26 protein-coding genes and 2 riboswitches are annotated in these 26351 nt (G+C 39.8%); of the genes, 23 read left to right on the top strand and 3 right to left on the bottom strand.

Annotated elements, in window-relative coordinates; all coding sequences use genetic code 11:
- Positions 1-151 precede the first annotated feature (151 nt).
- From ACFX4W_RS26645 to ACFX4W_RS26630, 4 genes are all read left to right on the top strand, one after another.
- Entirely contained in the window at positions 152-1375 is a 1224-nt protein-coding gene (locus ACFX4W_RS26645; protein WP_162214356.1) for an MFS transporter, read from the top strand.
- Positions 1376-1397: 22 nt separating this feature from the next.
- A complete protein-coding gene (locus ACFX4W_RS26640) occupies positions 1398-2849 on the top strand; it encodes a M20 family metallopeptidase (RefSeq protein WP_237074973.1) in 1452 nt (483 codons plus the stop codon).
- A gap of 237 nt (positions 2850-3086) precedes the next feature.
- Positions 3087-4790 carry an NAD-dependent malic enzyme gene (locus ACFX4W_RS26635; protein WP_280559731.1) on the top strand — a complete coding sequence of 568 codons (1704 nt, stop codon included), beginning with the start codon at positions 3087-3089 and terminating at the stop codon, positions 4788-4790.
- An 11-nt stretch (positions 4791-4801) separates the two neighbouring features.
- A complete protein-coding gene (locus ACFX4W_RS26630) occupies positions 4802-5758 on the top strand; it encodes an AEC family transporter (protein ID WP_043982913.1) in 957 nt (318 codons plus the stop codon).
- 45 nt (positions 5759-5803) lie between these two features.
- On the opposite strand, the gene ACFX4W_RS26625 is transcribed toward ACFX4W_RS26630, so the two are convergent.
- Positions 5804-6982, bottom strand: coding sequence for an NAD(P)/FAD-dependent oxidoreductase (locus tag ACFX4W_RS26625; RefSeq protein ID WP_013057328.1), 1179 nt, complete (start codon positions 6980-6982; stop codon positions 5804-5806).
- A gap of 33 nt (positions 6983-7015) precedes the next feature.
- Positions 7016-7468 carry a DUF1641 domain-containing protein gene (locus ACFX4W_RS26620; protein ID WP_013057327.1) on the bottom strand — a complete coding sequence of 151 codons (453 nt, stop codon included), beginning with the start codon at positions 7466-7468 and terminating at the stop codon, positions 7016-7018.
- A gap of 429 nt (positions 7469-7897) precedes the next feature.
- Here ACFX4W_RS26620 and ACFX4W_RS26615 point away from each other — a divergent pair, with 429 nt between their 5' ends.
- The 5 genes from ACFX4W_RS26615 to ACFX4W_RS26595 all read left to right on the top strand — a co-directional run bounded on the left by ACFX4W_RS26615 (position 7898) and on the right by ACFX4W_RS26595 (position 11661).
- Positions 7898-8314, top strand: a complete 417-nt coding sequence (locus ACFX4W_RS26615) for a hypothetical protein (RefSeq protein WP_043982911.1) — start codon at positions 7898-7900, stop codon at positions 8312-8314.
- Complete coding sequence (locus ACFX4W_RS26610) at positions 8311-9594, top strand: ammonium transporter (protein ID WP_043982909.1); 1284 nt, start codon at positions 8311-8313, stop codon at positions 9592-9594. The genes ACFX4W_RS26615 and ACFX4W_RS26610 overlap by 4 nt, the downstream gene beginning before the upstream one ends.
- Positions 9595-9727: 133 nt before the next feature.
- Positions 9728-9925, top strand: a complete 198-nt coding sequence (locus tag ACFX4W_RS26605) for an IDEAL domain-containing protein (protein ID WP_013057324.1) — start codon at positions 9728-9730, stop codon at positions 9923-9925.
- A gap of 186 nt (positions 9926-10111) precedes the next feature.
- A complete protein-coding gene (locus ACFX4W_RS26600) occupies positions 10112-11269 on the top strand; it encodes a hypothetical protein (RefSeq protein WP_237074971.1) in 1158 nt (385 codons plus the stop codon).
- A gap of 14 nt (positions 11270-11283) precedes the next feature.
- Positions 11284-11661, top strand: coding sequence for a hypothetical protein (locus ACFX4W_RS26595; protein ID WP_043982905.1), 378 nt, complete (start codon positions 11284-11286; stop codon positions 11659-11661).
- 39 nt (positions 11662-11700) lie between these two features.
- Here ACFX4W_RS26595 and brnQ read toward each other — a convergent pair whose 3' ends face one another.
- Entirely contained in the window at positions 11701-13056 is a 1356-nt protein-coding gene (brnQ, locus tag ACFX4W_RS26590; protein ID WP_034651532.1) for a branched-chain amino acid transport system II carrier protein, read from the bottom strand.
- A gap of 386 nt (positions 13057-13442) precedes the next feature.
- Between brnQ and ACFX4W_RS26585 the strand changes: the two genes are divergently transcribed.
- The 14 genes from ACFX4W_RS26585 (at position 13443) to ACFX4W_RS26520 (ending at position 26349) form a co-directional block, all read left to right on the top strand.
- A complete protein-coding gene (locus ACFX4W_RS26585; RefSeq protein ID WP_014459829.1) occupies positions 13443-14714 on the top strand; it encodes a cation:dicarboxylate symporter family transporter in 1272 nt (423 codons plus the stop codon).
- Positions 14715-14823: 109 nt separating this feature from the next.
- A complete protein-coding gene (locus tag ACFX4W_RS26580; RefSeq protein WP_043982902.1) occupies positions 14824-15861 on the top strand; it encodes a M42 family metallopeptidase in 1038 nt (345 codons plus the stop codon).
- Positions 15862-15889: 28 nt separating this feature from the next.
- On the top strand, positions 15890-16018 hold the full coding sequence (locus ACFX4W_RS26575; RefSeq protein ID WP_272911211.1) for a hypothetical protein: 129 nt from the start codon (positions 15890-15892) through the stop codon (positions 16016-16018).
- A 193-nt stretch (positions 16019-16211) separates the two neighbouring features.
- Entirely contained in the window at positions 16212-16370 is a 159-nt protein-coding gene (locus ACFX4W_RS26570; RefSeq protein WP_013057318.1) for a hypothetical protein, read from the top strand.
- Between the two features lie 146 nt (positions 16371-16516).
- A riboswitch (cobalamin riboswitch) is annotated at positions 16517-16695 on the top strand.
- A gap of 118 nt (positions 16696-16813) precedes the next feature.
- Positions 16814-16993, top strand: a riboswitch (cobalamin riboswitch).
- 101 nt (positions 16994-17094) lie between these two features.
- Positions 17095-17475: a (2Fe-2S) ferredoxin domain-containing protein gene (locus ACFX4W_RS26565; protein ID WP_043982900.1), complete on the top strand. Its 381-nt coding sequence runs from the start codon at positions 17095-17097 to the stop codon at positions 17473-17475.
- A gap of 13 nt (positions 17476-17488) precedes the next feature.
- Positions 17489-19111, top strand: coding sequence for a precorrin-3B C(17)-methyltransferase (gene cobJ, locus ACFX4W_RS26560; RefSeq protein WP_162214352.1), 1623 nt, complete (start codon positions 17489-17491; stop codon positions 19109-19111).
- 18 nt (positions 19112-19129) lie between these two features.
- Entirely contained in the window at positions 19130-20041 is a 912-nt protein-coding gene (locus ACFX4W_RS26555; protein ID WP_280559729.1) for a sirohydrochlorin chelatase, read from the top strand.
- The gene (gene cobK / locus ACFX4W_RS26550; protein WP_043982897.1) at positions 20038-20805 is read left to right on the top strand and encodes a precorrin-6A reductase; all 768 of its coding nucleotides are present in this window, start codon (positions 20038-20040) and stop codon (positions 20803-20805) included. The genes ACFX4W_RS26555 and cobK overlap by 4 nt, the downstream gene beginning before the upstream one ends.
- 5 nt (positions 20806-20810) lie before the next feature.
- Positions 20811-21458: a precorrin-8X methylmutase gene (locus ACFX4W_RS26545; RefSeq protein ID WP_013083415.1), complete on the top strand. Its 648-nt coding sequence runs from the start codon at positions 20811-20813 to the stop codon at positions 21456-21458.
- Between the two features lie 3 nt (positions 21459-21461).
- Positions 21462-22565, top strand: coding sequence for a cobalt-precorrin-5B (C(1))-methyltransferase (locus ACFX4W_RS26540; protein ID WP_043982896.1), 1104 nt, complete (start codon positions 21462-21464; stop codon positions 22563-22565).
- The gene (locus ACFX4W_RS26535) at positions 22555-23751 is read left to right on the top strand and encodes a bifunctional cobalt-precorrin-7 (C(5))-methyltransferase/cobalt-precorrin-6B (C(15))-methyltransferase (protein WP_043982895.1); all 1197 of its coding nucleotides are present in this window, start codon (positions 22555-22557) and stop codon (positions 23749-23751) included. The genes ACFX4W_RS26540 and ACFX4W_RS26535 overlap by 11 nt, the downstream gene beginning before the upstream one ends.
- Positions 23752-23753: 2 nt before the next feature.
- A complete protein-coding gene (cobI, locus tag ACFX4W_RS26530) occupies positions 23754-24455 on the top strand; it encodes a precorrin-2 C(20)-methyltransferase (protein ID WP_013057310.1) in 702 nt (233 codons plus the stop codon).
- Entirely contained in the window at positions 24452-25228 is a 777-nt protein-coding gene (gene cobM, locus ACFX4W_RS26525; protein WP_025751698.1) for a precorrin-4 C(11)-methyltransferase, read from the top strand. The genes cobI and cobM overlap by 4 nt, the downstream gene beginning before the upstream one ends.
- A complete protein-coding gene (locus ACFX4W_RS26520) occupies positions 25225-26349 on the top strand; it encodes a cobalt-precorrin 5A hydrolase (RefSeq protein WP_043982893.1) in 1125 nt (374 codons plus the stop codon). Before cobM ends, ACFX4W_RS26520 begins: the two co-directional genes overlap by 4 nt.
- The last annotated feature ends 2 nt before the right edge of the window (positions 26350-26351 follow it).

Below are 26351 nucleotides of genomic sequence, written 5' to 3'. Positions count from 1 at the left end.
ACTACTTAATGTAAAAAAATACATAGTTATAGTTCTTATTATATAGAAATACACATTGAAAAAATAGTCAGAATTTTTTAATATTTATATAACGAATTGATTTGTTACAAAACATTACATTAAATGGAATAAAAAGGAGATGAGTGCATTTATGTTAGTAAGGTCGAACTGGAAATACGTCATTTTATTTTTATTATTTTTAGGCTGGTCGCTTGGAAACTTAGATCGTTTTATTATTAATTACGCTATTTTAGATATTTCGAAAGATCTACATCTGAATGCTTCTTCTACAGGCATCATCTTAAGCAGCTTTTTTGCAGGATACGCACTGATGCAAATACCTGGGGGGTGGCTAGCAGACCGCTTTGGATTTAAAAAAGTCATTACAATCGCCGTTCTTTTATGGTCTTTGTTTACGGTTTTTACCGGAATGGCCTGGTCTTTTGCTTCTATTATTATCATTCGCTTTTTATTTGGTTTAGGGGAAGGAAGTTATTTTCCATCTGCATCAAAAGGAATCGCAGGGTGGTTTCCTCAGCAAGAACGCAGTAGAGCCATGTCCTTTTTGTTATCGTCAGGTACGATTATGGGCGTGGTTACACCAATTCTAGCGACGCAGCTGATGCAAACGATAAGCTGGAGAAGTATCTTTTATATCATAGGAGCCATCGGACTCGTTATTACAGTTCTGTTTGTTTTTTTACTGAAAGAAAAGCAGCAGAGAGAAAAAACAGAGACTTCTGCTATTCCTGCTAAGCAGATGACATTAAAAGAAATTATCAAAACTCCGATGATTTGGAATTTATTTATTGCATACTTCAGTATCTACGCCATTAACTGGGGGCTCATGTCGTGGATGCCTACATATTTAGCCGAAGTAAGACATCTGAATTTAACGGACATCGGTTTTCTTTCCGCTATCCCAGCATTTGTAGGCATTATAGGAATGTTTGTTAGCGGCTTTGTTTTAGACAAGCTTCCGGACGGAAAAGACAAGACGATAGCGGCGGTGTTTGGTTTACTGATGGGTATTTTTCTTTGCTTTATGGCCATTTCACCTAGCGTAGGCATGTTTATCGTTTTTCAAAGTGCCGTCACCTTACTGTTTTCGTTTAATGTGATTTTAATCGCTTCAGCTCCTTTAAAAATGCTGCCTGAATCAGTGGTCGGTTCAGCAAATGGTTTTATTAATACAGGGGCTCAAGCAGCCGGCGTATTAACCCCGATGCTTATTGGTTTTTTAGTACAGTCGTTTGGCGGGTCGTATAATGCAGCGTTTGCTTTATTAATTATCTGCGCTCTTGTCTGTGCTATTTCGTTATTTTCGATTCGACCTGCAAAAGTGGTAGTGGACGCACAAAATGCTGTTAAATAATGAGGAAAAAGGAGAGTGTCTCATGGATATTATTAAAGAAGTCGAACAACTTATTGAAAAAAAGCGAAACGAGCTAACTCAAATCAGTGATCAAATATGGGAATATGCAGAAACGAGGTTTGAAGAGTATAAGTCGGCACAGCTAATTTGCGACATGTTAGAAAAAGAAGAGTTTACGCTTCGTACACATATCGCTAACCTTGAAACAGGTTTTATTGGAAGTTACGGGAACGGTTATCCGATCATCGCTATTCTCGGTGAATACGATGCGCTTACGGGGCTGAGTCAAAAAGATAAGTGCGCAGTAGCAGATCCGGTCAAAAAAAACGGAAATGGCCATGGGTGTGGACATAACCTACTTGGCGTAGGCTCACTAGCAGCTGCGCTTGCTGTCAAAGAATATTTAAAAGAAAAAAATGTTCCGGGGACCGTTCGATACTATGGATGTCCAGCCGAAGAAAGTGGTTACGGAAAGACGTATATGGTACGAGAAGGAATTTTTCACGATGTAGACGTCGCGTTGTCATGGCATCCCGCTACCGTTAATGGTGTTATGCATACGTCATCAAATGCGGTTTTGCAAGCAACTTTTAAATTTAAAGGAAGAAGCAGTCATGCAGCTGCTAGTCCTCATCTTGGCAGAAGCGCTTTAGACGCTGTAGAGTTGATGAACATTGGTGTAAATTATATGCGTGAACATATGATTGATGAAGCGCGCGTACACTATGCGATTACAAACAGCGGAGGCATCTCTCCTAATGTTGTTCAAGCAGAAGCGGAAGTCATGTACTTAATTCGTGCTCCGAAGCCATCTCAAGTAAAAGAACTTTTTAAACGCGTTGTGAAAATTGCAAATGGAGCAGCTTTAATGACTGAAACACAAATGGAACAGGAAATTCAAGGAGCCTGTGCTAATCTAATTCCAAATCAAACAATGGAGCAGCTGATGCATAAACAAATGATGCAGATAAATTTGGCTGAGGTGAAACATGAAGAAATAGCTTTTGCCAAAGCTATTTACGAGTCTACATCCGCTGAAGATAAAGAAGCAGCAAAAAAACAAGTGGGTTCACTGCTAGACAAAGCTTTAGCGGATCATCCAGTCTTCAATCAAATTGCTCCTATGTCTAAAAATGTTTCCTTCATGACAGGATCAACTGATGTCGCAGACGTTAGCTGGAATGTTCCAACTGCACAGTGCGTGACCGCAACGTGGGCTTATGCTACGCCGTTTCATACATGGCAAGCTGTTGCTCAAGGGAAAACGGAGTATGCCCACGATGCGATGTTATTGGCTGGAAAAGCCATCGCGGCTACGGCGATTGAAATGATAGAAAATCAAGAGCTGATTAGTCAAGCCAAACAAGAGCTGGAGGATAGACTAGAAGGGGAAAGCTATGAATGTCTTGTGCCTTCCCATATACAGCCGCCTAATTACTCAGAAAGTGAGCAAGAAGACTATAGCGTAGTATAAAAAACGAAGCGGGGAAAAACGTATTTTCGTGTAAGGAAGATCCGAACGATGAATCGTTCGGATTTTTTATTGTTAGGTTGAACACAGGTTTCATTTATCCCGTTTGTTCGTCTTTAGATTGGATTGATGTAGTTATGGCTCAATCTCTTTTTTGTTTTCATTAAAAATAAATGGTTAAAAATATATCTCTTTGCTGAACCTAACCCTATCTAATTGTTCAAGAAAAGAGGTAAAAACATGAGAGCATATAAAGTAGAAAAAGATGGGTCAATTTCAACTTCACTAAAAGGAAAATCAGTTTTATCTACTTCTTATTTAAATAAAGGTTCTGCTTTTACTGAAGAAGAAAGAGAAGAGCTTCATCTGCAGGGACTTCTCCCTCCAACGGTTTTAACGTTAGAAGAACAGGCAAAAAGAGCATATGAACAGTTCAAAAAAGCACCGAATGATCTTCAAAAAAATAATTCGTTGAATGATCTACATAACCGGAACGTTGTCTTATTTTATCGTTTATTAACCGATCATTTAAGTGAAATGCTTCCCATTATTTACACACCTACTGTAGGTCAATCCATCCAAGAATACAGCCATGAATACCATCGACCTGACGGACTATATTTATCCGTAAATGAAGCGGATCGATTAAGTGATGCGATTGAAAACTTAGGACTCGACGGCGAAGATATTGATTTGCTTGTTGTAACGGATTCAGAAAGTATTTTAGGAATTGGGGACTGGGGTGTAGGAGGAATAAATATTGCCGTTGGAAAGTTAGCGGTCTACACAGCTGCAGCGGGAATTGACCCAAGCCGCGTACTGCCTGTTGTTCTTGACATGGGAACCAATAACAAAAAGCTTCTTGAAGATCCTTTGTATTTAGGAAATCGTCATGAACGAGTAAAAGGAGAAGACTATAATCGTTTTATTGCTCAATTTGTAAAAGAAATAACGACCAAGTTTCCTAAAGCGCTTCTTCATTGGGAGGATCTTGGGAATATTAACGCGCGTCACATTATGAAAGAATACGGCGATAAAATTTTAACGTTTAATGATGATATTCAAGGAACCGGAGTAATTACTCTTGCAGCCGTTTTAACAGCGGTGCGCATTACAGGAACGCCCCTAAAAGATCAGAGGGTTGTTGTATTTGGACCGGGATCTGCTGGAATCGGGAATGCTGATCGTATTCATAGTTCGATGATGCTTGAAGGGCTGTCTGAAGAAGAAGCATATGATCGTTTTTGGGCATATGATTACAGAGGTCTGTTAACCGAAGATATGGAAGATTTAGCTCCTTTTCAACAGCCATATGTTCGCCAAAATGAAGAGATTAAAGAATGGGAAAAAGACGATGAAAATAAAATTTCACTGTTGGAGCTTGTTAAGCAAGTGAAGCCAACGATTTTAATTGGAACGTCAGGCGTCACGGATGCTTTTACTGAAAAAATTATTAAAGAAATGGCAAAGCATGTAGAGCGCCCGGTGATTATGCCGCTTTCAAACCCAACTAAACTTGCTGAAGCTGTTCCGGAAAATATTATAAAATGGACGGAAGGAAAAGCCCTTATTGCAACGGGAAGTCCATTTGAACCCGTTGAATATAACGGGCACACTTATGAAATCGGACAGGCTAATAATGCGTTTGCGTTTCCGGGTCTTGGTTTAGGTGCAATTGTCGTTCGCGCTCAAAAGTTTACTGAATCTATGTTTGCAGAAGCAGCCAATGCAGTAGCGCGTATAGCAGAAACAGATACAAAAGGAGATACGCTTCTTCCCAACATTAAAGATCTTCAAAAAGTATCAAAGGCGGTTGCTGTAGCAGTTGCTGATGCTGCTGTAAAAGATAACGTAGCAACTGTTACGGAGCAAAATGTAAATAAACTTGTAGAAGCAGCGGTATGGCAGCCTGCTTATAAACCGGTTAAGGCAAAAAATGAATGAGGTGATGATAAATGAGCATAGGTCAAATTTTTCTCATTCTCGCGCCTATCTTTTTTGTCATTTTGCTTGGTTATTTAGCAGGGCACTTTAAAAAATTTGATAAGCAAACGTCTAAGGGGCTCAACACATTAGTAACGAAGTTTGCGCTTCCTGCACACTTATTTGTAGGTGTAACGACAACCCCAAGAAAAACACTCATAGACGAATGGCCGTTTTTAGTAACGCTGATTTTAGGAATCGTCGGGTTTTACCTCATTATATTGCTCGTCGTGAAGTATGCAGGGAAGCATACGTTAACTTCTTCTTCTATGTTTGCCCTAAACTCAGCTCAGCCAACGTTTGCTTTTATGGGCATTCCAGTACTCGGAGGATTGTTCGGTGCAGGCGCCGTAGCGATTCCAATTGCCATAACAGGCATCGTAGTAAACGCGATTTTAGATCCGCTGGCAACGATTTTAGGAACCGTTGGACAACGGGGGCGAAAAGAAGGGGAAGAGAAAACAAGTTTATTCAAAGTAACGGTTCATTCCATTTTGCATGGTTTATCTGAGCCTTTGGCATGTGTACCGTTAATTGGAGTGATTTTAACGCTTTGCGGCTTTCAGTCACCTAAACTTTTACAGGATATGCTTGATCAAATCGGAAGTATCACATCGGGAGCAGCTTTGTTTGCGGTAGGAGTAACGATTGGAATTGGAAAAATTAACTTCAGTAAAGGTGCGCTTGGGATCGCTGTCTTAAAAGTAGCGGTTCAACCCATCGTTATGCTCGGAATTGCAGTATGGATAGGATTATCTTCAGATGAAGTGACAAAAGCTATTTTGCTGGTAGCTTTTCCTGGGTCTGCTGTAGCTGCGATGATTGCTTTGCGGTTTGAAAGCTTGGAAAATGAAACGGCGTCTGCTTTTGTCATTAGTGCTATTTTATCGTTGATTACGCTGCCGCTTCTTATTTCTTGGCTTATGTAAATAAAAAAACGAAAGAGGAAAATTCCTCTTTCGTTTTAAGACGGATTAATAAGCTAATGCAAATAATCCTTTGATATGAGATAAGTAACGAACGTTACTTGCTTCTTTCATAAGTGATGCTGGTAAACCTTTTAATTGCGTTTTGTTTCCGCCGATTGTACCAATTGCATCTTTGCGTCCAAGACTTCCTAGTGTACCAGAGAAGACAGGAACGAATGATTCCATTGCTCCGCCGCGAATAGCTACTGCTAAGTTCACGCCTACAACTTCACCCATTTGCCAAGCTAATTGAGCAGTAGGTGGGTAAGGGCGACCTTCTGGACCCATTACAACCGCTGAGTCACCAGCAAGGAATACATCTTTATGAGATGTAGATTGTAAGAATTCATTTACAAGTGCACGACCGCGGTTTACTTCGATACCTGAGTTAGCAACTACAGAGTTACCTTGAACTCCGCCAGTCCATACCATTGTTTTTGTTTCAATTTTGCTGCCGTCTTTAAGTTCAACAGTTGTAGCATCCATTTTTGTTACAGGTGTACCAGTAACAAATGTAACGCCACGTTTTGTTAAGCTTGATTGAGCGCGCTCTACTAATTCAGCAGGGAAGCCTGGAAGAACTGTAGGAGCTGCTTCTACACAGTATAGAGAAATTTCTTTCGGATCAACACCGTGTTTTAGACATAGGCTTGGCATTAAGTCAGCGTATTCACCAACAAGTTCGATACCTGTTAATCCGCCACCGCCAACTACGATTGTACCGTCAGCTTTATTTTTTGTTTTGCTGTATTCAGCGATACAAGCTTCTACGTGTGCACGTAAACGGTTTGCATCATTTACTGATTTAAGAACGAAGCTGTGCTCTTCTAAACCAGGGATACCGAAGTAAGCAGTTTCACTACCTAAAGCTGTAACAAGGTAGTCGTAGCTTAATTTTGTACCATCTTCAAGAGATACTTCACGTTGATCTGGTGAGATTTCTTTTACCGTTGCAATTTTTAAATCAACGTTGTAGTTTTTAAGTAATTTATCAAGTGGTAAAGCTACCGCTTGTTCAGAAACGCCGCCTACAGCTAGACGGTGTAATTCTGTAATGATTTGGTGAGTAGCAAAACGGTTCACTACTGTAATTTTTGCTTCATCCGCACTTAGGTGTTGGCGAGCTGTCATTGCAGTTAATAAACCACCGTAACCGCCGCCTAAAATTAAAATATGTTTTGACATAGTCGATCCTCCGTCCACACTTTTTAATGAAAATTATTTTTGTTTTTCGTTTGTAATGTCTAAATACGCTTGTGCAAAGCGGAATAGTTTTTGAGCTTGTGGATCTTTAAGCATGCGTAATAAACCGAATAAACCGATTGAATTAGAAGCATTTGCTTCTGCACGATCGTTTGCTTCGATTGCAGTAGCTGCAAGACCTTTTACTGTTCCTTCTACCGGCTCGATAAATTCTTTTACTCCACCAAGTAGATCTTCTTTTAATACGTCGTCAGTTAATAATGATTGCGCAACGTCGTAAGTTTTTGTAAGCACCGTTACCATTTCAGATAATTTTGGTAAATTATCTACAAGAACAGTAAGAGCTTCTTGTACTTCAGGCTTTAACAATTGATCTAACACATCCGCTTGACCTTTGTTAACTGCCGCTTCTGTTTGTACAGCAGCATTTTCCTCTGCAGCTGATTTTTGAATAGTTGATTGAGACATGAAAAGTCCTCCTTTGCTGGATACTGTTGCATATGTAGTTCCTAGTTATCTGCTAGACTTTCAAACTACATTGTGAAGTTGTGAAATCTTGCACATAATTCTATTTTAATTTTAATACGAGATAAAATCAACTCATTTCGTTGAAAAAATAAGTGAAGAACCTCGTAACCCTTTGTTTAATAAAAGTTTATAAGAAATAAAGCCAATAATTGCCTAGGTAAATAAAATTAAAATAGGGAACTAACATGATTCCTCTTCCTACGATAAAACAAATAACGTCATATTTCAACACATACGAACTTAATATTCTATAAGTAGTAAAAAGATAGGGCGCATTTACTATTTAAAGAGTTTTCAAAAAATTACATTGACTTACTATAGCGTTCTACATATAATCAGAATATAACATCTTATGTAAGGAGATATAACATGGTTATAGTGGATGAACTTTATCATAATGTGATCATTACATTGCCTCAATTAAAATTAATTGAATTTATAATGAAGTTAAAAGAAGCTAAAGCACAAGAAATAGAAGATATAAAAACGAAAATTAGTAAATACGAAGAGAAGAAACGTGCTGAAGAAGCTTGGTATCAATCACTATCACCGTTTCGTAAATTTTTTACCGGGCGTCCTTTAAGTCAGCATCAAGCGGTCGAGTATATGGTATACGTAAAGGAACGCTTTAAAAAAATTGATCACCTTAAAGCACAAATGCGAGAACTTCATGAAGTTCTTGAATTAATAAAAGCGGAAAATGAAGAAACAAGTGAAATTACGCTTTCGCCTGCTATTGTACAAGAAATAAAACGATTAAAAAGCAGTGGAGGCGTTGGGATATGAGTGTTAATGAACTAAGTTTAGGGATAAATACAACGTGGGTCGTGTTAACAGCGGCGATGATTTTGTTAATGGAAGGCGGCTTTGCCTTGTTAGAGGCAGGTTTTGTCCGCTATAAAAATAGCGTGAATATTATTATGAAAGTATTCGCTGATATTACAATAGGAACGCTTTGTTTCTATTTAATTGGTTTTGGATTAATGTACGGTGATGATTTAGGTGGAGTTGTTGGTAAAAGCGGTTTTGCGCTCTCGGGTAATTTATCGCACCTTGACATTCCAATTGGACTTGAAACGTTTTGGCTGTTTCAATGTGCGTTTGTTATTGCGGTCATTTCTATCGTTTCTGGAGCGGTAGCAGAACGAATTAATTTCCGCGCATATCTTTTATATGCGATTTTGATGACTACATTTATTTATCCTATAGCCGGCCACTGGATTTGGGGAGGCGGATGGATTAGTAAGTTAGGGATGCTTGATTTTGCCGGTTCGGCAGTTATCCATGCTCTTGGCGGTTTTTCAGCTTTAGCAGCTGCAATAATGATTGGACCGAGGAAAGGGAAGTTCACGAAAAATGGAATCAGTTCTGTTTCTCTTCCAAGCAATTTGCCGCTTGCATCAGTGGGTGCTTTTTTATTATGGTTTGGATGGTTCGGGTTTAATGCAGGAAGTACGCTAAGTGCCACTGACGTTAGAATTGGTCACATTGCTATTGTCACAATGTTATCAGCAGCAGCAGGCGGAGCAGCTACTTTATTTTATACTTTATTTCGCTACAACCGTTCAGATGCACCTTCTGTAATAAATGGATCGCTTGCCGGACTGGTTGGCATTACGGCCGGGTGCGCTTTTGTTAACACACCATCTGCTATTTTTATTGGAGCTGTATCTGGCTTATTAATGATGGCAGCTACAAACTGGCTCGAAGCACGTCAAATCGACGATCCTGTAGGAGCTTTTCCTGTACACGCTGCTTCGGGAATATGGGGTACGTTGGCTGTAGGCTTGTTTTCTACAGACGGCGGTGTGTTTACCGGAGGGAGCTGGACGTTACTTGGCGTTCAACTTCTTGGGTTAATCGCTCTATGCGCTTGGGGATTTGTTACGACGTGGATAGGGTTAAAGGTTATTTCCTTGGTGGTTCCGCTTCGATCTACGGAAGAAGAAGAAGAAGTGGGCTTAGATATCAGCTACCACGGTATCATGGCAGCTCATCAGGCTCCTGAATTTATTGAATATGAAAACTACTATGCGGAAGTAAAAGAAAAAGCCGCAGATTCGTAATAAAAGGCCGCGCTTTATAACAAAAGGGCGGCCTTTTTATATGAAAAAAATAGATTTAAAATACTTGGTTTAAATGATTGAAAAGTCAGAATATTTGTGTTATATTATAAAAAAGCCAAGGAGTTGATTTCTTATGAAAAAGAATTTACTTAATTCACCGCAAAAATCCAACGGAAAGGTGCTTGATGCATTATTCGCTGAGATGATTTTAGACAAGGCGATTGCAGAATTTCGTAAAGCACAGCTAAAAGAAGAAATCGACCGCACGCTATTGATGAAAAATAAAGAAGAGTTTTTGAAACTCTCATCAGAACTTAAACAAATTTCTTAATTACTTACTATACTTCACACACCATCTATTTTTAGGTGGTGTGTTTTATTTTTGAGACCTACTAAAAGGGATTAATTAGTAATAATTATGAATATATTCCTATTTAAAACTTTATTTACATTAATTGTATTGACTTCTTTTATGGATTTTTTTAACATAAACAAGAATTAAAGAGGAGGGGTTTGGTTGGGACATCTATTATTAGTAGATAGCTTGATTGCGGGTATTGTTTGCATTGTGTTAGGAATTTTATTTAGAGCTCATAAAACAAGCAAATTTTTGTATGGCATAGGGATTGTATTTGGTCTTATTTTTGTCATTGGGACGGTCACTCATTCTCCATCTAATACAGAAACTTCATCAGTTACAGCTGAGAAAGTAGAAGCAAATCAAAAAGACAGTAAAGACACATCAGAACTTAAAGCTCTCGTTACTAAGGGAATGACAGATAAGGAATTTCAAAAAGAAAAAGAGAAAGCCGCTTTTCAACAGTCAGACTTAATTGCGTTAGGTAACGGAGAAGTCGGATATGTGATCAAAGCTGAAGACGGTTACGTTGTAGCTGATACGAATGGCGAAACCATTTCAAGCGTTGAAACGTTTAAAACGGCTGATGAAGTTGAACAGTATGAATTAAATGAAGTTAAAAAAGTACATAAAGATGTAAGGACAGTTGATGCTCATTATACAGCTTCAGATTTAGAAAGCTTAGAAGATTTTGATCAAAAAATTAATGAAGTGCTGAAGCGCGTTAATCTTACAAAAAAGGAGTTTAATGAACTAAAATTAAAGGATGTTAAAACATTAACTTCTCATGAAATAGAAGTAATGAAGGCTATACGTGACTCTGTTTCACCCCTTACAAAAGATACGCTGCTGCAAAAAACGATCCCTGCTAAAGATATTGAAAAGTATGTAGATGGATCTTATACAGCAGTGGGAGGATATGTAGCTAAAGCTGAAGATGTTCATGATATTACTTCGTACAAAGAATTTGTTGAAAGCTTACGTTTAGATTACACCGATGGTTCAGGCAAAAGGCCGTTTCCTGAAGAAGGATCGACATACGGCGTAATCAAATTCAAATCGCAAGCGGTAAGCCATGTTGATATTCCCTACGGGACTGTGTTCGGAGGAAAAACAACAGACGGACCTCCATGTACGCTTAATGGGTTTACAGGATCTCGAAACGGGGAAACCGTTCCAGAGTTCAAATTTGATAACTATTATCCACCAGCAAACGGAGCGGAACTATACCAAGTGGTAAATGGGGAAGAAGTACTTTTAGCTACCTATGTGGCAGAAGAAAAACGATTTGTGCCAGCGGTTGCTAATCCAATGTAAAGGACTGGTTTTTTGTGATTCGAAAAGGTTTGTATGCAGCATATAATGAACGAGATTACGAATGTTATGAAACGGAAAACGGGTGTGTAAAGCTGATTAGCTATGATAAAGGCGATGTAGCAAATGGATTCATTCCATACAATGACACTACTTTCACAAAAGAAGTTCCTCGTGATGCTGTTGAAGAAGTGTTTTTTGTAGCTCCGTATGCTACTTATCAAAATGAAACGTTTGGTGTGTCAGATGCTTCTGATCGTCGAGTGCTTTTGACCACATCTGAAAAAGAAAAAGCTGATAAATATCATTTTCAACGAACGGATAAATATCTATACGAAAAACATGTGTTAAAAGAAGAAGTAAAGTTAATGGAGAAAAAAACTCCTTATTCATAAGACCCCATAATAAAAAGAGGATGCACTCGCATCCTCTTTTTATTTAATCAATTTTCTTGAAGTGTTTCTGTTCGTATTATCATTTGTACGAAGGAAGGTAATGCCAAGACCGATTAATCCTCCTACGATAGCAGGAACTACCCAGCCGAGACCCACTCCATACATAGGTAGAATGGATGTAAACAGATCGTTTACTGCCGCAATTTTGAATCCAGCAGCATTTAAGCCATCAAATAAACTAACGATAAACGTGAACAGAAGGCTTACTTGGTAAACTTCAGAACGTCCTTTAAATAAAGGATGTAAGAATGTTAAAGCAATTAACACAATAGCTAACGGATAAATAGCTGTTAAGACGGGAACCGAAATAGCGATTAATTCCGTTAAACCAAAGTTTGCTACAACGGCGCTGAATGCTGATAAAATGACAGCAATCAACTTATAAGAAACCCTTGGAAACAGCTTATGGAAGAAAGATGAACAAGATGTTACAAGGCCTACACTTGTTGTTAAACAAGCAACGGTAATCATCAGACCTAAAAGAATTCCTCCGTAAGAGCCGAAGTAGTAATTTGATACTTCAGCCAAAACCGTACCTCCGTTATCAAGACGTCCAAGCTCTGATACGCTTGAAGCACCCATATAAGACAATGCACTATAAATAAGAGCTAAAATAACGGCAGCGATAGCCGTAGCTTTTGCACAAATTGTGATGATTTGTCGGTTGGTTTTTGCTCCTTTTTCTTTAATTGCATTAATAATAATAATTCCAAAAACAAATGATGCTAGTGTATCCATTGTTAAGTAGCCTTCTTGGAAGCCTTTAAAAAATGAGTGTGTTGTATAAGCTTCGCTTGGTGCTTCAAATTTTCCAATTGGGTTCACAACGGCTACAACTACCAATATTCCAATAAACGTTAATTTAATAGGTGTTAAAACTTTTCCTACTAAATCGACAATTTTCGCAGGATTTAGCGAAAAAAAGCAGGTAATAGTAAAGAAAATTACCGTGAAAATGATAAGGGGAAGATGCCCTGGATTTTCTGATAAAAAAGGCTTAACGCCAATTTCGAACGAAACGCTTCCCGTTCTTGGCATCGCAAAAAGCGGTCCGATTGCCAAGTATAAAATCGTAGTAAAGATAATACCGAAAGCTGGGTGTACGCGACTAGCTAAAGACTGCAAATCCTCTTTTCCGGAAAAACCAAATGCGAGAACGCCTAGAAGAGGCAGACCTACACCCGTTACTAAAAATCCAGCGTTTGCTGACCAAATATTGCTTCCAGCAGACTGACCTAACATTGCAGGAAAGATTAAATTACCTGCGCCGAAGAATAGGGCAAAAAGCATAAAGCCAATAACCACTATAAATGAAAAAGGAACTTTGTTTGACACGTTAAAACCTCCAAAATTATAAATGCTTTTTATTATCGTGTTGAATAATTAAAATTTTCAGAATTTTATATTCGAATAATAAAAATAAACATGTATCGTATTATACTAACCTAAAATGCATATTTCAATATAAAATTTTATTTTTTTAATTTATTCGCTGAAATAGCAAAAATAGAAAAATACTTAGCAAAAAAATCTCAATATACAACAATTATTTGATATGATAAAACAGAACCGTGGCTTTTAAAAATTCGCATGTGCGGCCTTACATCCTTTTAGTAAAGAACTGTTTACATAAGGTGCTGTAAGGATGTATATTTATACACGGTTCGCGGAACCGCATATGCTCGATGGATGAAAGTCAACTGTGCGAAAGGAGCAAGAAAGTGAAAAGGTTAGGTCTAGCAACTCAGATTCTAATTGGACTGATTTTAGGCGTAGCTGTAGGTGCTATTTTTTATGGAAGCGATACAGCCATTTCTATTTTACAGCCGGTTGGAGACATATTTATTCATTTAATTAAGATGATTGTCGTACCGATTGTGATTTCAGCATTAATCGTAGCGGTCGCAGGAGTAGGCGATATCAAAAAATTAGGTAAGCTTGGCGGAAAAACAATTCTTTATTTTGAAATTGTTACAACCATTGCTATTGTAGTGGGGATTATTGCTGCGAACTTATTCCACCCTGGTGCAGGGGTTGATATGGGACATATTGAAAAAAGCGATATTTCTCAATATGAGGCAACGGCAAAAACGTCTGAAAGTACTGGCATTGCTCAAGAGCTTCTTCATATTGTTCCAACAAACGTCTTTCAATCGGTAGCAGAGGGCGATCTTTTACCAATCATTTTATTTTCCGTACTGTTTGGTGTAGGCGTAGCTTCGATTGGAGAGAGAGGAAAACCTGTTTTAGCCTTTTTTGAAGGCGTCTTGGATGCAATGTTTTGGGTAACTAATTTGGTGATGAAATTTGCTCCAGTAGGTGTATTTGCACTTATTGGTGTTAATATTATAAAGTTTGGTGTCGGATCACTTATTCCATTAGGAAAATTAGTGTTCGCCGTTTACTTCACCATGATTTTCTTTGTGCTTGTGGTTCTTGGAATTATTGCTAAAATGGCTGGAACAAGCATGTTTACGCTGATAAAAGTGTTAAAAGACGAGCTGCTTCTTGCTTTTACAACGGCAAGTTCAGAAGCCGTTTTACCATCTCTTATCAAAAAGATGGAAGACTTCGGTTGTTCTAAATCGGTTACATCGTTTGTTATTCCAACAGGCTACACGTTTAACTTAGATGGTTCAACCATTTATCAGGCGCTGGCATCGCTGTTTATTGCTCAAATGTACGGCATCGACCTTTCCATTATGGATCAAATTCAGCTCCTTCTTGTGCTAATGTTAACCTCAAAAGGAATGGCTGGTGTACCGGGAGCATCGTTTGTAGTTGTACTTGCTACACTTGAATCTATGGGCTTCCCTCTTGAAGGCATGGCATTTATTGCAGGAATTGACCGCATTCTTGATATGATGCGTACCACAGTTAACGTAGTAGGAAATGCTTTAGCTGCAATTGTGATGTCAAAGTCTGAAGGCGAATTTGATAAGCAAAAATCATTAAATTATACAAATGAATTAAAGAAATCAAACATAGCTTAAAACAAAACAAGCCGGGCAGCTGCCCGGCTTGTTTTGTTTGGAGCTGACTGTTATCTTTTTTGAAACATATGGTAAAATAAAAGAAATGAGAGACAAAGGAAGTGTCATAATGACGGAAACTGTTCAGTTAATTAAAAAGCTTGTTTCGATTCCCAGTCCTTCTGGAAATACAGAAAAGGTAATTTCATTTGTCGAAGACTATATAAAAGAGCTAAATATTCAAACGTACCGCAATCGAAAAGGAGGCTTAGTCGCTACTATTCCCGGTAAAGATACAGATCACCACCGCATGCTGACGGCTCATGTCGATACATTAGGTGCTATGGTAAAAGAAATCAAACCGAGTGGACGTCTGAAAATCGACTTGATTGGAGGGTTTCGCTACAATTCTATTGAAGGAGAATATTGTGAAATTGAAACTTCATCAGGAGAAGTATTTACAGGAACCATCCTTATGCATCAAACATCTGTTCATGTGTATAAAGATGCAGGGAAAGCTGAGCGAAATCAAGAAAATATAGAAATTCGACTGGATGAAAAAGTACATAGCGCAGAAGATGTTCGCAGCCTTGGAATTGAAGTAGGCGACTTTGTTTCGTTTGATCCTCGTGTAGAAATAACAAAAAGCGGTTTTATTAAATCTCGTCATCTCGATGATAAAGCAAGCGTAGCTTTATTGCTTCAGCTCATAAAAACAATTCAAGAAGAACAGATCGAACTGCCATACACTACGCATTTTCTCATTTCAAATAATGAAGAAATTGGATACGGAGGGAATTCGAACATTACGCCTCAAACAGTAGAATACTTAGCGGTTGATATGGGTGCTATGGGAGATGGACAATCTACCGATGAATACACCGTGTCTATTTGTGTAAAAGATTCAAGCGGCCCATATCATTACGGTTTGAGAAAGCATTTGGTGGAGCTAGCTAAGCAGCATGATATTCAGTACAAATTAGATATTTATCCGTTTTACGGATCAGATGCTTCTGCTGCTATTCGTGCCGGACACGATATCGTACACGGCTTAATTGGTCCAGGAATTGATTCTTCTCATGCGTTTGAGAGAACGCATCAAGATTCATTAAACCATACGTATAAGCTTCTTTATCACTATGTGCAGTCGAACATGGTTCTGCTTTAAGAAAGCAATATTTAATTAGTGTATTTTTATGCAAAATAAAGAGCAGGACGGGATTGTGATGTCTGTACTTTCCTTTCCTAAAAAAGAAGCCGGCTGTCCGGCTTCTTTTTTTAATAAATACTATATATTTTTTACTGGTGAAGCAACAGTTGGTTAAAAAAGCACCTTTTTAAAGAGGTATAATATTGCTTAAACCTTTTGTACATTTTGTTCATTTACAGAAGTTAAAATGTTTTTAAATTTTTAAAAGTTTCTTGTGACAAGTTTTGTAGAATGGGTTTTCAAAAGGAAATGGTTTCGGCATAATGTGGATATAGCGATCACTACAATAATCGGAGGCGAATCTTTTCATGTGGGTACTGACGGTATATGCTGGAAAAGAAATGAAAATGTTTGAATTTGAAACTGAAAAGCAGGCGAGAGAAGCTTTTGCCAAAACAAATGGCTGTAAAGTTCTTTCAGAAGTGGTGTATTATAACGATCCTCATTTAACATTAGTAGCTATATAATGAAAAAACAAGAGCTGACTTTATGCTCTTGTTTTTTTATAGGTGCTTGTATCTTCCGAAAAGAATAGAGTTGAAATAAAAAAAAATGTACGCTATGATATGGTAGTTACTTCTATTATTCTGATAGTTTAAAAGGTTCATATATATCAAACAGCAACAGTAAAGATGCCAAGAAGGCTTAATAGGGAAACTGGTGAAAGACCAGTACTGCCCCCGCAACTGTAAGTGTGGACGAACGAGTATAACCACTGTGAAAAAATCACGGGAAGGTTCTCAAGTAGAATGATACACAAGTCAGGAGACCTGTCTTTATTGTGAAGTTTCTATTTCTCCGGGGAGCGGGAAGGGAAACGTTGGCTTAAAGTGGCATTCGTGTACACTCTTATTCTGACGTTTTACCCGCTCGCATATTAGCGAAGCGGGTTTTTCTCGTATCGAAAAACTACATATCGTGCAAAAAAGGTGCGCAATGTTCACATTGCGTTAAATGGGAAGTCTGGTGTGAAGCCAGCGCGGTACCCGCCACTGTGAAGAGGAGCTGATTGCATATGCCACTGTATTTGGGAAGGCGCAATCAAGTGATGAATCGAAGTCAGGAAACCAGCCTTTTTCTAATGCGAAGCTTACCCTACGGGATATAGGTGGAAGTGCAAAAACTTAGTTTGAATTTTCTGCGCCTCTATCATTGATAGAGGCGCTTTTTTTAGTAAAGGAGCGAATGAGTGTGACGACGTGGAACTTAAACGGAACAAAACATCACGTATTGATTTGTAATGGAAGCAGCTGTATGAGAAAAGGTGGAGAAGAAGCCACACAAGCTATTCGAAATAAAGTGACGGAACTGGATTTGGATGAAACGGTTCATACAACGCGTACGCGCTGTAACGGACGATGCAAAGATGCTCCTGTAGCTATCGTCTATCCTTCAGGAGATTGGTACAAGCAGGTCACTGAAACCGTGGCTCACCGGATTGTCGAAGAGCATTTAGCAGGAGGCTGCAGTGTAAAGGAATCGCTTATTTATGAATATGATCAAAATGGTTTCGTTTCTCCGGAAAACAGTGACTCCATAGAAGGAATTGACAAAGTAAAAAGTAACGCATAGAGGAGGAGCTAGCATGAAAGGTAAACTGTTAGTTATTGGATTTGGGCCGGGGAGCTTTGAACATATTACACAGCGAGCAAGAGAAGCCATTCAAGAAAGTGATATGATCATCGGTTACAAAACCTATGTGGAATTAATTCAAGGACTGTTAACGAATCAGCAAATTATTAGTACGGGAATGACCGAAGAAGTAAGCCGTGCACAGGAAGCTGTAAAGCAAGCCGAAGCAGGAAAAACCGTAGCTGTCATTTCGAGCGGAGATGCAGGAGTATACGGAATGGCAGGCCTTGTATATGAAGTGTTGATTGAAAAAGGCTGGAAAAAAGAAACGGGCGTAGAGCTGGAAGTAATTCCTGGCATTTCGGCTATCAATTCATGCGCATCTCTCCTTGGAGCGCCCGTGATGCACGATGCTTGTACGATTAGTTTAAGTGACCACCTTACGCCGTGGGATCTAATCGAAAAAAGAATTGAAGCAGCTGCACAAGCAGATTTTGTAGTGGCTTTTTACAACCCAAAGAGCGGAAGACGAACAAGACAAATTGTTGAAGCGCAAAGGATTCTATTAAAGTACCGTTCTCCTGATACGCCTGTTGGTCTTGTGAAAAGCGCTTATCGTGACCGTGAAGAAGTCGTAATGACTAACTTAAAAGACATGTTAAACCATGAAATAGGCATGCTGACTACCGTTGTTGTCGGAAATTCATCTACGTTCTTTTACGACGATTTAATGATTACACCGCGCGGGTATCAGCGGAAATATACCCTCAACCAAACGGAGCAGCCGCTAAGACCGCATCAGCGACTTCGAAAAGAAGCAGAACCATGGGCTCTCGATCAAGAAGAGACTGTAGAGCAAACAGCTTCAGCAATTGAAGCAGTTCAGACCAAACCAGAAGAAACAGCAACTTCACGAGCTCTTGCAGAAGAAGCGCTTCAAGCAATTTTAGGTGAAACCACTTCTGGGGTCGTACACCAGCCAATACAGTCAATTTTCGAAGTCGCGGTTAGTCCAGGACTTGCCAATAAGAAATTCACGCCTGTTCAAATGACAACACTAGCAGAAGTTGTTGGTGAAAAAGGTACGATGGAGTATACACCTGACCATCAAATCAAACTTCAAATTCCAACAGCCCAGCCAGATGTGATTATTAAAAAGCTCCAAGCAGCTTCCTTTTTACTATCTCCGGTCGGAGACGTGTTCACAATTAAAGCGTGTGATTTTTGTGATGGAGAAAAAAGCGATGCTATTCCACATACGGAAGAATTACAAAAACGCCTCGGGGGAATGGACATGCCAAAAGAGCTGAAGCTTGGTATTAATGGATGCGGTATGGCCTGTTATGGCGCAGTTCAAGAAGATATCGGCATTGTCTATAGAAAAGGTGCGTTTGATTTATTTTTAGGAGCTAAAACGGTTGGACGAAATGCGCATTCAGGTCAAATTGTGGCGGAAGGCATAGCACCCGATGACATTGTTGAAATAGTGGAGAACATTGTCCATGAATATAAAGAAAAAGGTCATCCTAATGAGCGATTTCATAAATTCTTTAAGCGTGTGAAGAACGTTTATGGATTCGACTATCAAGATATAACACCAAAAATAAAAGTAGAACCAGCTCCGTGTGGAGATTAAAAAATGGGAGGGCATTATATGAAATCAGTTTTATTTGTCGGTCATGGAAGCAGAGATCCTGAAGGGAACGATCAAATTCGCGAATTTATTTCGACTATGAAGCATGATTGGGACGCATCTATCTTAATAGAAACGTGTTTTCTAGAATTTGAACGCCCAAATGTAAGTCAAGGCATTGATACATGTGTGGCAAAAGGAGCAAAAGATGTAGTTGTAATTCCAATTATGCTCTTGCCTGCTGGCCACTCTAAAATACATATTCCGGCGGCTATAGATGAAGCTAAGGAAAAATATCCACACGTAAACTTCGTATACGGACGTCCCATTGGCGTTCATGAAGAAGCCCTTGAAATTTTAAAAACGAGATTACAAGAATCAGGAGAGAATTTAGAAACTCCAGCTGAAGACACGGCTGTTATCGTCTTAGGGCGAGGGGGAAGTGATCCTGATGCAAACAGTGATTTATATAAAATTACGCGCCTTCTTTGGGAAAAAACAAATTATAAAATCGTTGAAACTTCTTTTATGGGCGTGACCGCTCCACTGATTGATGAAGGCGTGGAGCGATGTTTGAAATTGGGCGCTAAAAAAGTGGTTATTCTCCCGTATTTCTTATTTACAGGAGTATTAATTAAGCGATTAGAAGAAATGGTGAAGCAGTATAAAATGCAGCATGAAAACATTGAGTTTAAGCTCGCCGGCTATTTCGGTTTTCACCCAAAACTGCAGACAATTTTAAAAGAACGTGCTGAAGAAGGATTAGAAGGTGAAGTGAAAATGAACTGCGATACGTGTCAATATCGCCTTGGCATTATGGAGCATATTGATCACCATCATCATCACGATCATGACCATGATCACGGACACCATCACCACGAACACCATCATGACCACGATCATCATGAAGATAAGGTCGGCGAGCTAAAATGATTTTATTGTTAGCCGGAACTAGCGATGCACGTGCATTAGCCGTGCAAGTGAAAAAAGCAGGTCATGAGGTTACGGCAACGGTTGTAACCGAAAACGCAGCTATCGAATTACAGCGTGCAGAAGTGAAAGTGAAAATTGGACGTCTCACAAAAGAAGATATGATGGATTTTGTAAACGAACATCGTGTAAAAGCTATTGTGGATGCAAGTCATCCTTTTGCAGAAGAAGCATCTAAAAATGCTATCGGCGCGGCTGCTGAAACAGCGATTCCTTACATACGCTATGAGCGGGCTTCGCAGGCTTTTACCTATGATAATATGACAATGGTTTCTACGTATGAAGAAGCAGCAGAAGTAGCAGCTGAGAAAAAAGGAGTTATTATGCTGACAACAGGCAGCAAAACGCTGCAGGTTTTTACAGAAAAGCTGCTTCCTCTTTCAGATGTACGGCTTGTTGCTCGTATGCTTCCAAGGCTGGATAATATGGAAAAGTGCCAGCAATTGGGATTTTCGCAAAAAAATATTATTGCTATTCAAGGGCCGTTTACAAAAGAGTTTGATCGAGCGCTGTATAAGCAATACGGAGTGACGGTCATGGTCACAAAAGAAAGCGGAAAAGTTGGATCTGTGGATGAAAAAGTGGAAGCAGCTAAAGAGTTAGGCTTAGATATTATTATGATTGGGCGACCGAAAATTGAGTATGGAACCGTGTATTCCACTTTTGAAGAAGTGGTTCATGCTTTAGTAAACCAAAATAGGAGTTGATTGAGATGGATTTTCGTACAGAATTTAAACCGTTAACTGTTCAGCCTCAGCAAATAGAAGGAAAAAGTTTTGAGATGATTACAGAAGAGCTTGGGCCTCATCCGTTTACAGACGAACAGTACCCAATTGTTCAGCGCGTAATTCATGCGTCTGCAGACTTTGAGCTTGGACGCAGCATGCTGTTTCATCCGGATGCGATTCAAGCAGGAATTAAAGCTATTCGCAGCGGCAAGCAAGTGGTTGCAGATGTACAAATGGTGCAAGTAGGAACAAACAAGCAGCGAATTGAAAAACACGGCGGTGAAATCAAAGTTTATATTTCGGATCCGGACGTAATGGAAGAAGCAAAGCGCTTAAATACAACGCGTGCAATTATTTCTATGCGAAAAGCCATCAAAGAAGCAGACGGTGGAATTTTTGCAATTGGGAACGCACCCACAGCTTTACTTGAATTAATTCGTTTGATTAAAGAAGGAGAAGCGAAGCCTGGGCTTGTTATTGGTCTGCCGGTAGGATTTGTTTCAGCAGCTGAATCTAAAGAAGAACTTGCAAAACTTGACGTGCCGTTTATTACAAACATCGGGCGAAAAGGCGGCAGTACGGTAACGGTTGCTGCATTAAATGCAATTTCAATTCTTGCAGATCAGGTGTAACGCATGAAGGAAGTACCAAAAGAACCTAAGAAACTCAGAGAAGGCTATACGACGGGCGCTTGTGCCACGGCAGCTACGAGAGCAGCTCTGCTTACGCTAATTTCAGGAGAAGTGCAAGATGAGTCAACGATTTACCTACCTGTCGGCCGCTTTGCTACGTTTCATCTTGAAGAATGCGAGTATCGCACAAGCAGCGCTGTAGCTAGCATCATTAAAGATGCTGGAGATGATCCCGATGCCACGCACGGAGCGCTGATTATTTCTGAAGTTTCGTGGTGTAATGGTGCAGGTATTATCATTGATGGAGGAGTGGGAGTAGGGCGTGTAACAAAGCCCGGCCTCCCGGTTCCTGTCGGTGAAGCAGCCATTAACCCTGTTCCAAGAAAGATGCTGAAAGAAACGGCTGAACAGCTTCTAGCTGAATACAATATACAAAAAGGCGTTAAGATTGTCATCTCGGTTCCTGAAGGAGAAGAAATGGCGAAAAAGACATTAAATGCGCGTCTAGGTATTTTAGGAGGCATTTCGATACTGGGGACGCGGGGAATTGTCGTTCCGTTCTCAACAGCTGCTTATAAAGCAAGTATCGTGCAGGCAATCAGCGTTGCTAAAGCGAGTAATTGTGAGCACGTTGTCATTACGACAGGGGGCCGAAGCGAAAAGTATGGAATGAAACAGTTCCCTGAACTTCCGGAAGAAGCATTTATCGAAATGGGAGATTTTGTTGGATTTACGTTAAAACAATGTAAAAAGCAAGGAATGAAAAAAGTATCGCTCGTAGGCATGATGGGAAAGTTTTCAAAAGTCGCGCAAGGCGTTATGATGGTTCATTCAAAAAGTGCACCCATTGATTTTAATTTTTTAGCAAAAGCAGCTTCTGAGTCAGGCGCTTCTGCTGAACTGGTAGAGGAAATAAAAGGTGCAAACACAGCTTCTCAAGTGGGGGATTTAATGACGCAAAGCGGTCATCATAAGTTTTTTGAAAAACTGTGCGAGTACTGCTGTTTATCAGCATTAAAGGAAGTAGGGGACGGAATCGATGTCGATACGTCTCTTTACACATTAAAAGGAGATTTTTTAGGACAGGCGGTGCAACATGGCAATTAAAATTATTGGAATTGGTGACGATGGGAAGTTAAGCTTGCTTCCTATGTATGAACAGTGGGTGTATGAAAGTGATGTGCTAATTGGAGGAAAGCGTCACCTGGATTTTTTTCAAGATTTCGAAGGAGAAAAGGTAGCGATTGAAGGGGGTCTTTCTCCTCTTGTTGAACGTTTAAAAAACGAAGAAGGAAATGTGGTTGTGTTAGCGTCAGGCGACCCGTTATTTTACGGAATAGGAAGCTATCTTTCTACGAAGCTAGACGTTGAAATATATCCTTATTTAAGTTCTATTCAGCTTGCATTCTCACGTTTAAAAGAGCGATGGCAAGACGCTTATTTTACAAGCGTGCACGGCAGGAGCATAAAAGGGCTGGCTCAGCGCATTGACGGCTATAAAACAGTGGCGATTTTAACCGATGAGCAAAATTCTCCTAGTGCTCTGGCAAACTACTTATTATCATTCGGCATGAAGGAATACAAGATGTTTGTAGCAGAGAATTTAGGAGGAGAAACGGAGCGCTGTCAGCTGCTTTCGCTGGAAGAAGCGGCGAATCAACTGTTTTCTCCGCTTAATGTCGTGATATTAAAACAGGTAGAAAAAACCCCAGTCTGGCCTCTCGGAATAGAGGACGATGAATTTATTCAACGCAAGCCGGACAAGGGGCTTATTACTAAAAAAGAAGTTCGCACACTTAGTATTAGCGCCCTGCAGCTAAAGAGAGACAGCGTCGTATGGGATATCGGAACATGTACGGGTTCAGTCGCAATTGAAGCGGCTAAAATTGCGCGTGAAGGACAAATTTTTGCCGTGGAAAAAAACGAAGCAGACTTAGAAAACTGCAGGGAAAATCTATTGAAATTTCGAGTAGACGCCCACACTGTGCACGGAAAGGCACCGGAAGGGTTAAGTGAGTTTGCTGATCCTGACGCGGTGTTTATTGGAGGCACAGCAGGAGGCATGGAAACCATTTTAGACGTGTGCTGCAGCCGGTTAAATGCAGGAGGGCGCATCGTATTAAATGCCGTAACGATTGAAAATTTAGCAGAAGCAATGAAAGCTTTTAAAGAGCGAGGATTCGAGACTGCTGTTACCCTTGCACAAATTTCAAGAAGCAAGCCCATTTTACATTTAACGCGATTTGACGCTTTAAACCCCATTTATATTATTACAGCCAAAAGAGGAGAATGAATATGATTGGAACATTGTACGGACTTGGAGTTGGACCGGGAGATCCAGAACTTATTACAGTAAAAGCATTTCGTAAATTAAAAGAATCACCCGTTATTGCGTACCCGAAAAAACAAAAAGGAAGCAAAAGCTACGCCCAAAAAATTATTGATGTCTATTTCAGTGCAAATGAAAAAGATATGCTGGGCCTTGTGTTTCCAATGACAAAAGATCCTGCTATTTTGGAAAGAAAATGGACCGAAACGGTAGAACGAGTATGGGAAAAGCTCCAGGAAGGAAAAGATGTAGCATTTGTCACAGAGGGAGACCCTATGCTTTACAGTACGTTTATTCACATGATGCGTCTAATGCAAGAACGTCACCCTGAAGCTCCGATTCAAGTAATTCCTGGTATTTCATCCATTAATGGAGCTGCATCTCGTTTAGGTATTCCGTTAGCAGACGGTGATGAACATGTAGCAATTGTTCCTGCTCGTGAAGATTATGAAACAATGAAAAAAGTATTAATGGAAAACGACTGCGTCATTTTTATTAAAGTGGCCAAAGTCATCGATTTTATGGTCGGTCTTTTAAAAGAGCTTGATCTGCTTGAAAAAGCGTCAGTGGTGACAAAAGTAACGTCAGATGAAGAAATTATCTGGAAAGCTTCAGAACTAGAAGGAGCCGATTTACAATACTTAACGCTAATGGTGGTGCGAAAATGAAGTTATACATAATCGGAGCTGGACCCGGAGATCCAGATTTAATTACCGTAAAAGGCTTAAAATTACTTCAGCAAGCAGATGTTGTCTTGTACGCTGACTCACTGGTAAGTCAAGAGCTAGTTGCTAAGTCTAAACCAGGAGCTGAAGTGTTAAAAACAGCGGGTATGCATCTAGAAGAAATGGTCGGTACGATGCTTGAACGCATGCGTGAAGGAAAAATGGTTGTAAGAGTACATACCGGAGATCCTGCTATGTACGGAGCCATTATGGAACAAATGGTGCTTTTAAAAAGAGAAGGCGTTGATATTGAAATCGTTCCGGGCGTCAGCTCCGTATTCGCTGCTGCTGCAGCGGCTGAAGCAGAATTAACCATTCCAGATTTGACTCAAACGGTTATTTTAACTCGTGCTGAAGGAAGAACGCCTGTACCTGAGTTTGAAAAATTAACTGATTTAGCAAAACATAAATGTACCATTGCGTTATTTTTAAGCGCGACGCTCACAAAAAAAGTAATGAAAGAATTTATAAGCGCGGGTTGGAGTGAAGACACGCCGGTTGTAGTAGTCTATAAAGCAACGTGGCCAGATGAAAAAATTGTTCGCACAACGGTAAAAGACCTAGATGATGCTATGCGAACAAACGGCATTCGCAAGCAGGCGATGATTTTGGCAGGCTGGGCACTTGATCCACACATTCATGACAAAGATTATCGTTCAAAACTTTATGACAAAACATTTACCCATGGCTTTCGAAGAGGAGTGAAGTCGGAATGATTCAACTCCAAGAAGGAAAAAAAGCCCTCATTACACAGCGCGGAGATTATGCCGTTGTAGCTATCACAAAACACGGCGTAGAAATTGCAAGAAATCTAGGCCGCACTTTTCAGCAGTCTGATGTGTATTACATGAGCAAGTTTGAAAAAGGAGACGAACAAGAGCAGAACATCCAGCTGTTTTCAGGAAGCGTTCGGATGCTTTTGCCTTCTCTTTTTGAATCGTATAAAGGACTTATTATTATTATCTCACTGGGAGCAGTTGTGCGTATGATTGCCCCTATTTTAAAAGATAAGAAAACCGATCCTGCGGTTGTTGTCATTGATGATAAAGGTGAAAATGTCATTAGCGTGCTTTCGGGTCATATCGGAGGAGCAAATGAGCTTACGCGTGAAGTTGCGGCAGCTCTTGAAGCTCATCCTGTCATTACAACAGCATCCGATGTGCAAAAAACAATTCCGGTTGATTTATTTGGTAAGCGCTTTGGATGGGTGTGGGAATCAGCAGAAAAACTAACGCCTGTCAGCGCTTCTGTGGTGAATGAAGAAGAAATAGCAGTGGTTCAAGAATCAGGTGAAAAGAACTGGTGGCATTATGAGCACCCTGTTCCAGCTAACATTAAAACATATTCATCGATTCAGACAGCTCTTGAAGCATTGCCACATGCAGCTTTGGTCGTAACGCATCGCAATTTAAAAAAAGAGGAAGAAGCAATCTTAGAAAACGGTGTTCTTTACCGTCCAAAAGTACTAGCGATTGGGATGGGGTGCAACAGAGGAACAAGTGCAGCGGAAATTGAAACCGTTATTGAAAAAACGCTTGCTGAACTTCAGTTTTCAATGAAAAGTGTAAAAGCATTATGTACAATAGAGATAAAGAAAGATGAAGAAGGGCTATTAGAAGTGGCGTCTAAGTACGGCTGGGAGTTTGTCTATTATTCGCCCCAAGAGCTAAACAGCATAAGTATCCAACAGCCTTCAGATACTGTCTTTAAATATACAGGTGCATATGGCGTGAGTGAACCTGCTGCTATGTTATACAGCGGTGCTGATAAGCTTGAACTTGTGAAGAAAAAGTCAGGGAATGTCACCATTTCAGTGGCGCTTATTCCCTATGACTAAAG

Source organism: Priestia sp. YIM B13489 (genome assembly GCF_042787645.1).
Classification (GTDB): domain Bacteria; phylum Bacillota; class Bacilli; order Bacillales; family Bacillaceae_H; genus Priestia; species Priestia megaterium.
The sequence above is the reverse complement of the archived record's forward strand: the minus strand, read 5'-3'. Positions and strand labels throughout refer to the sequence as shown.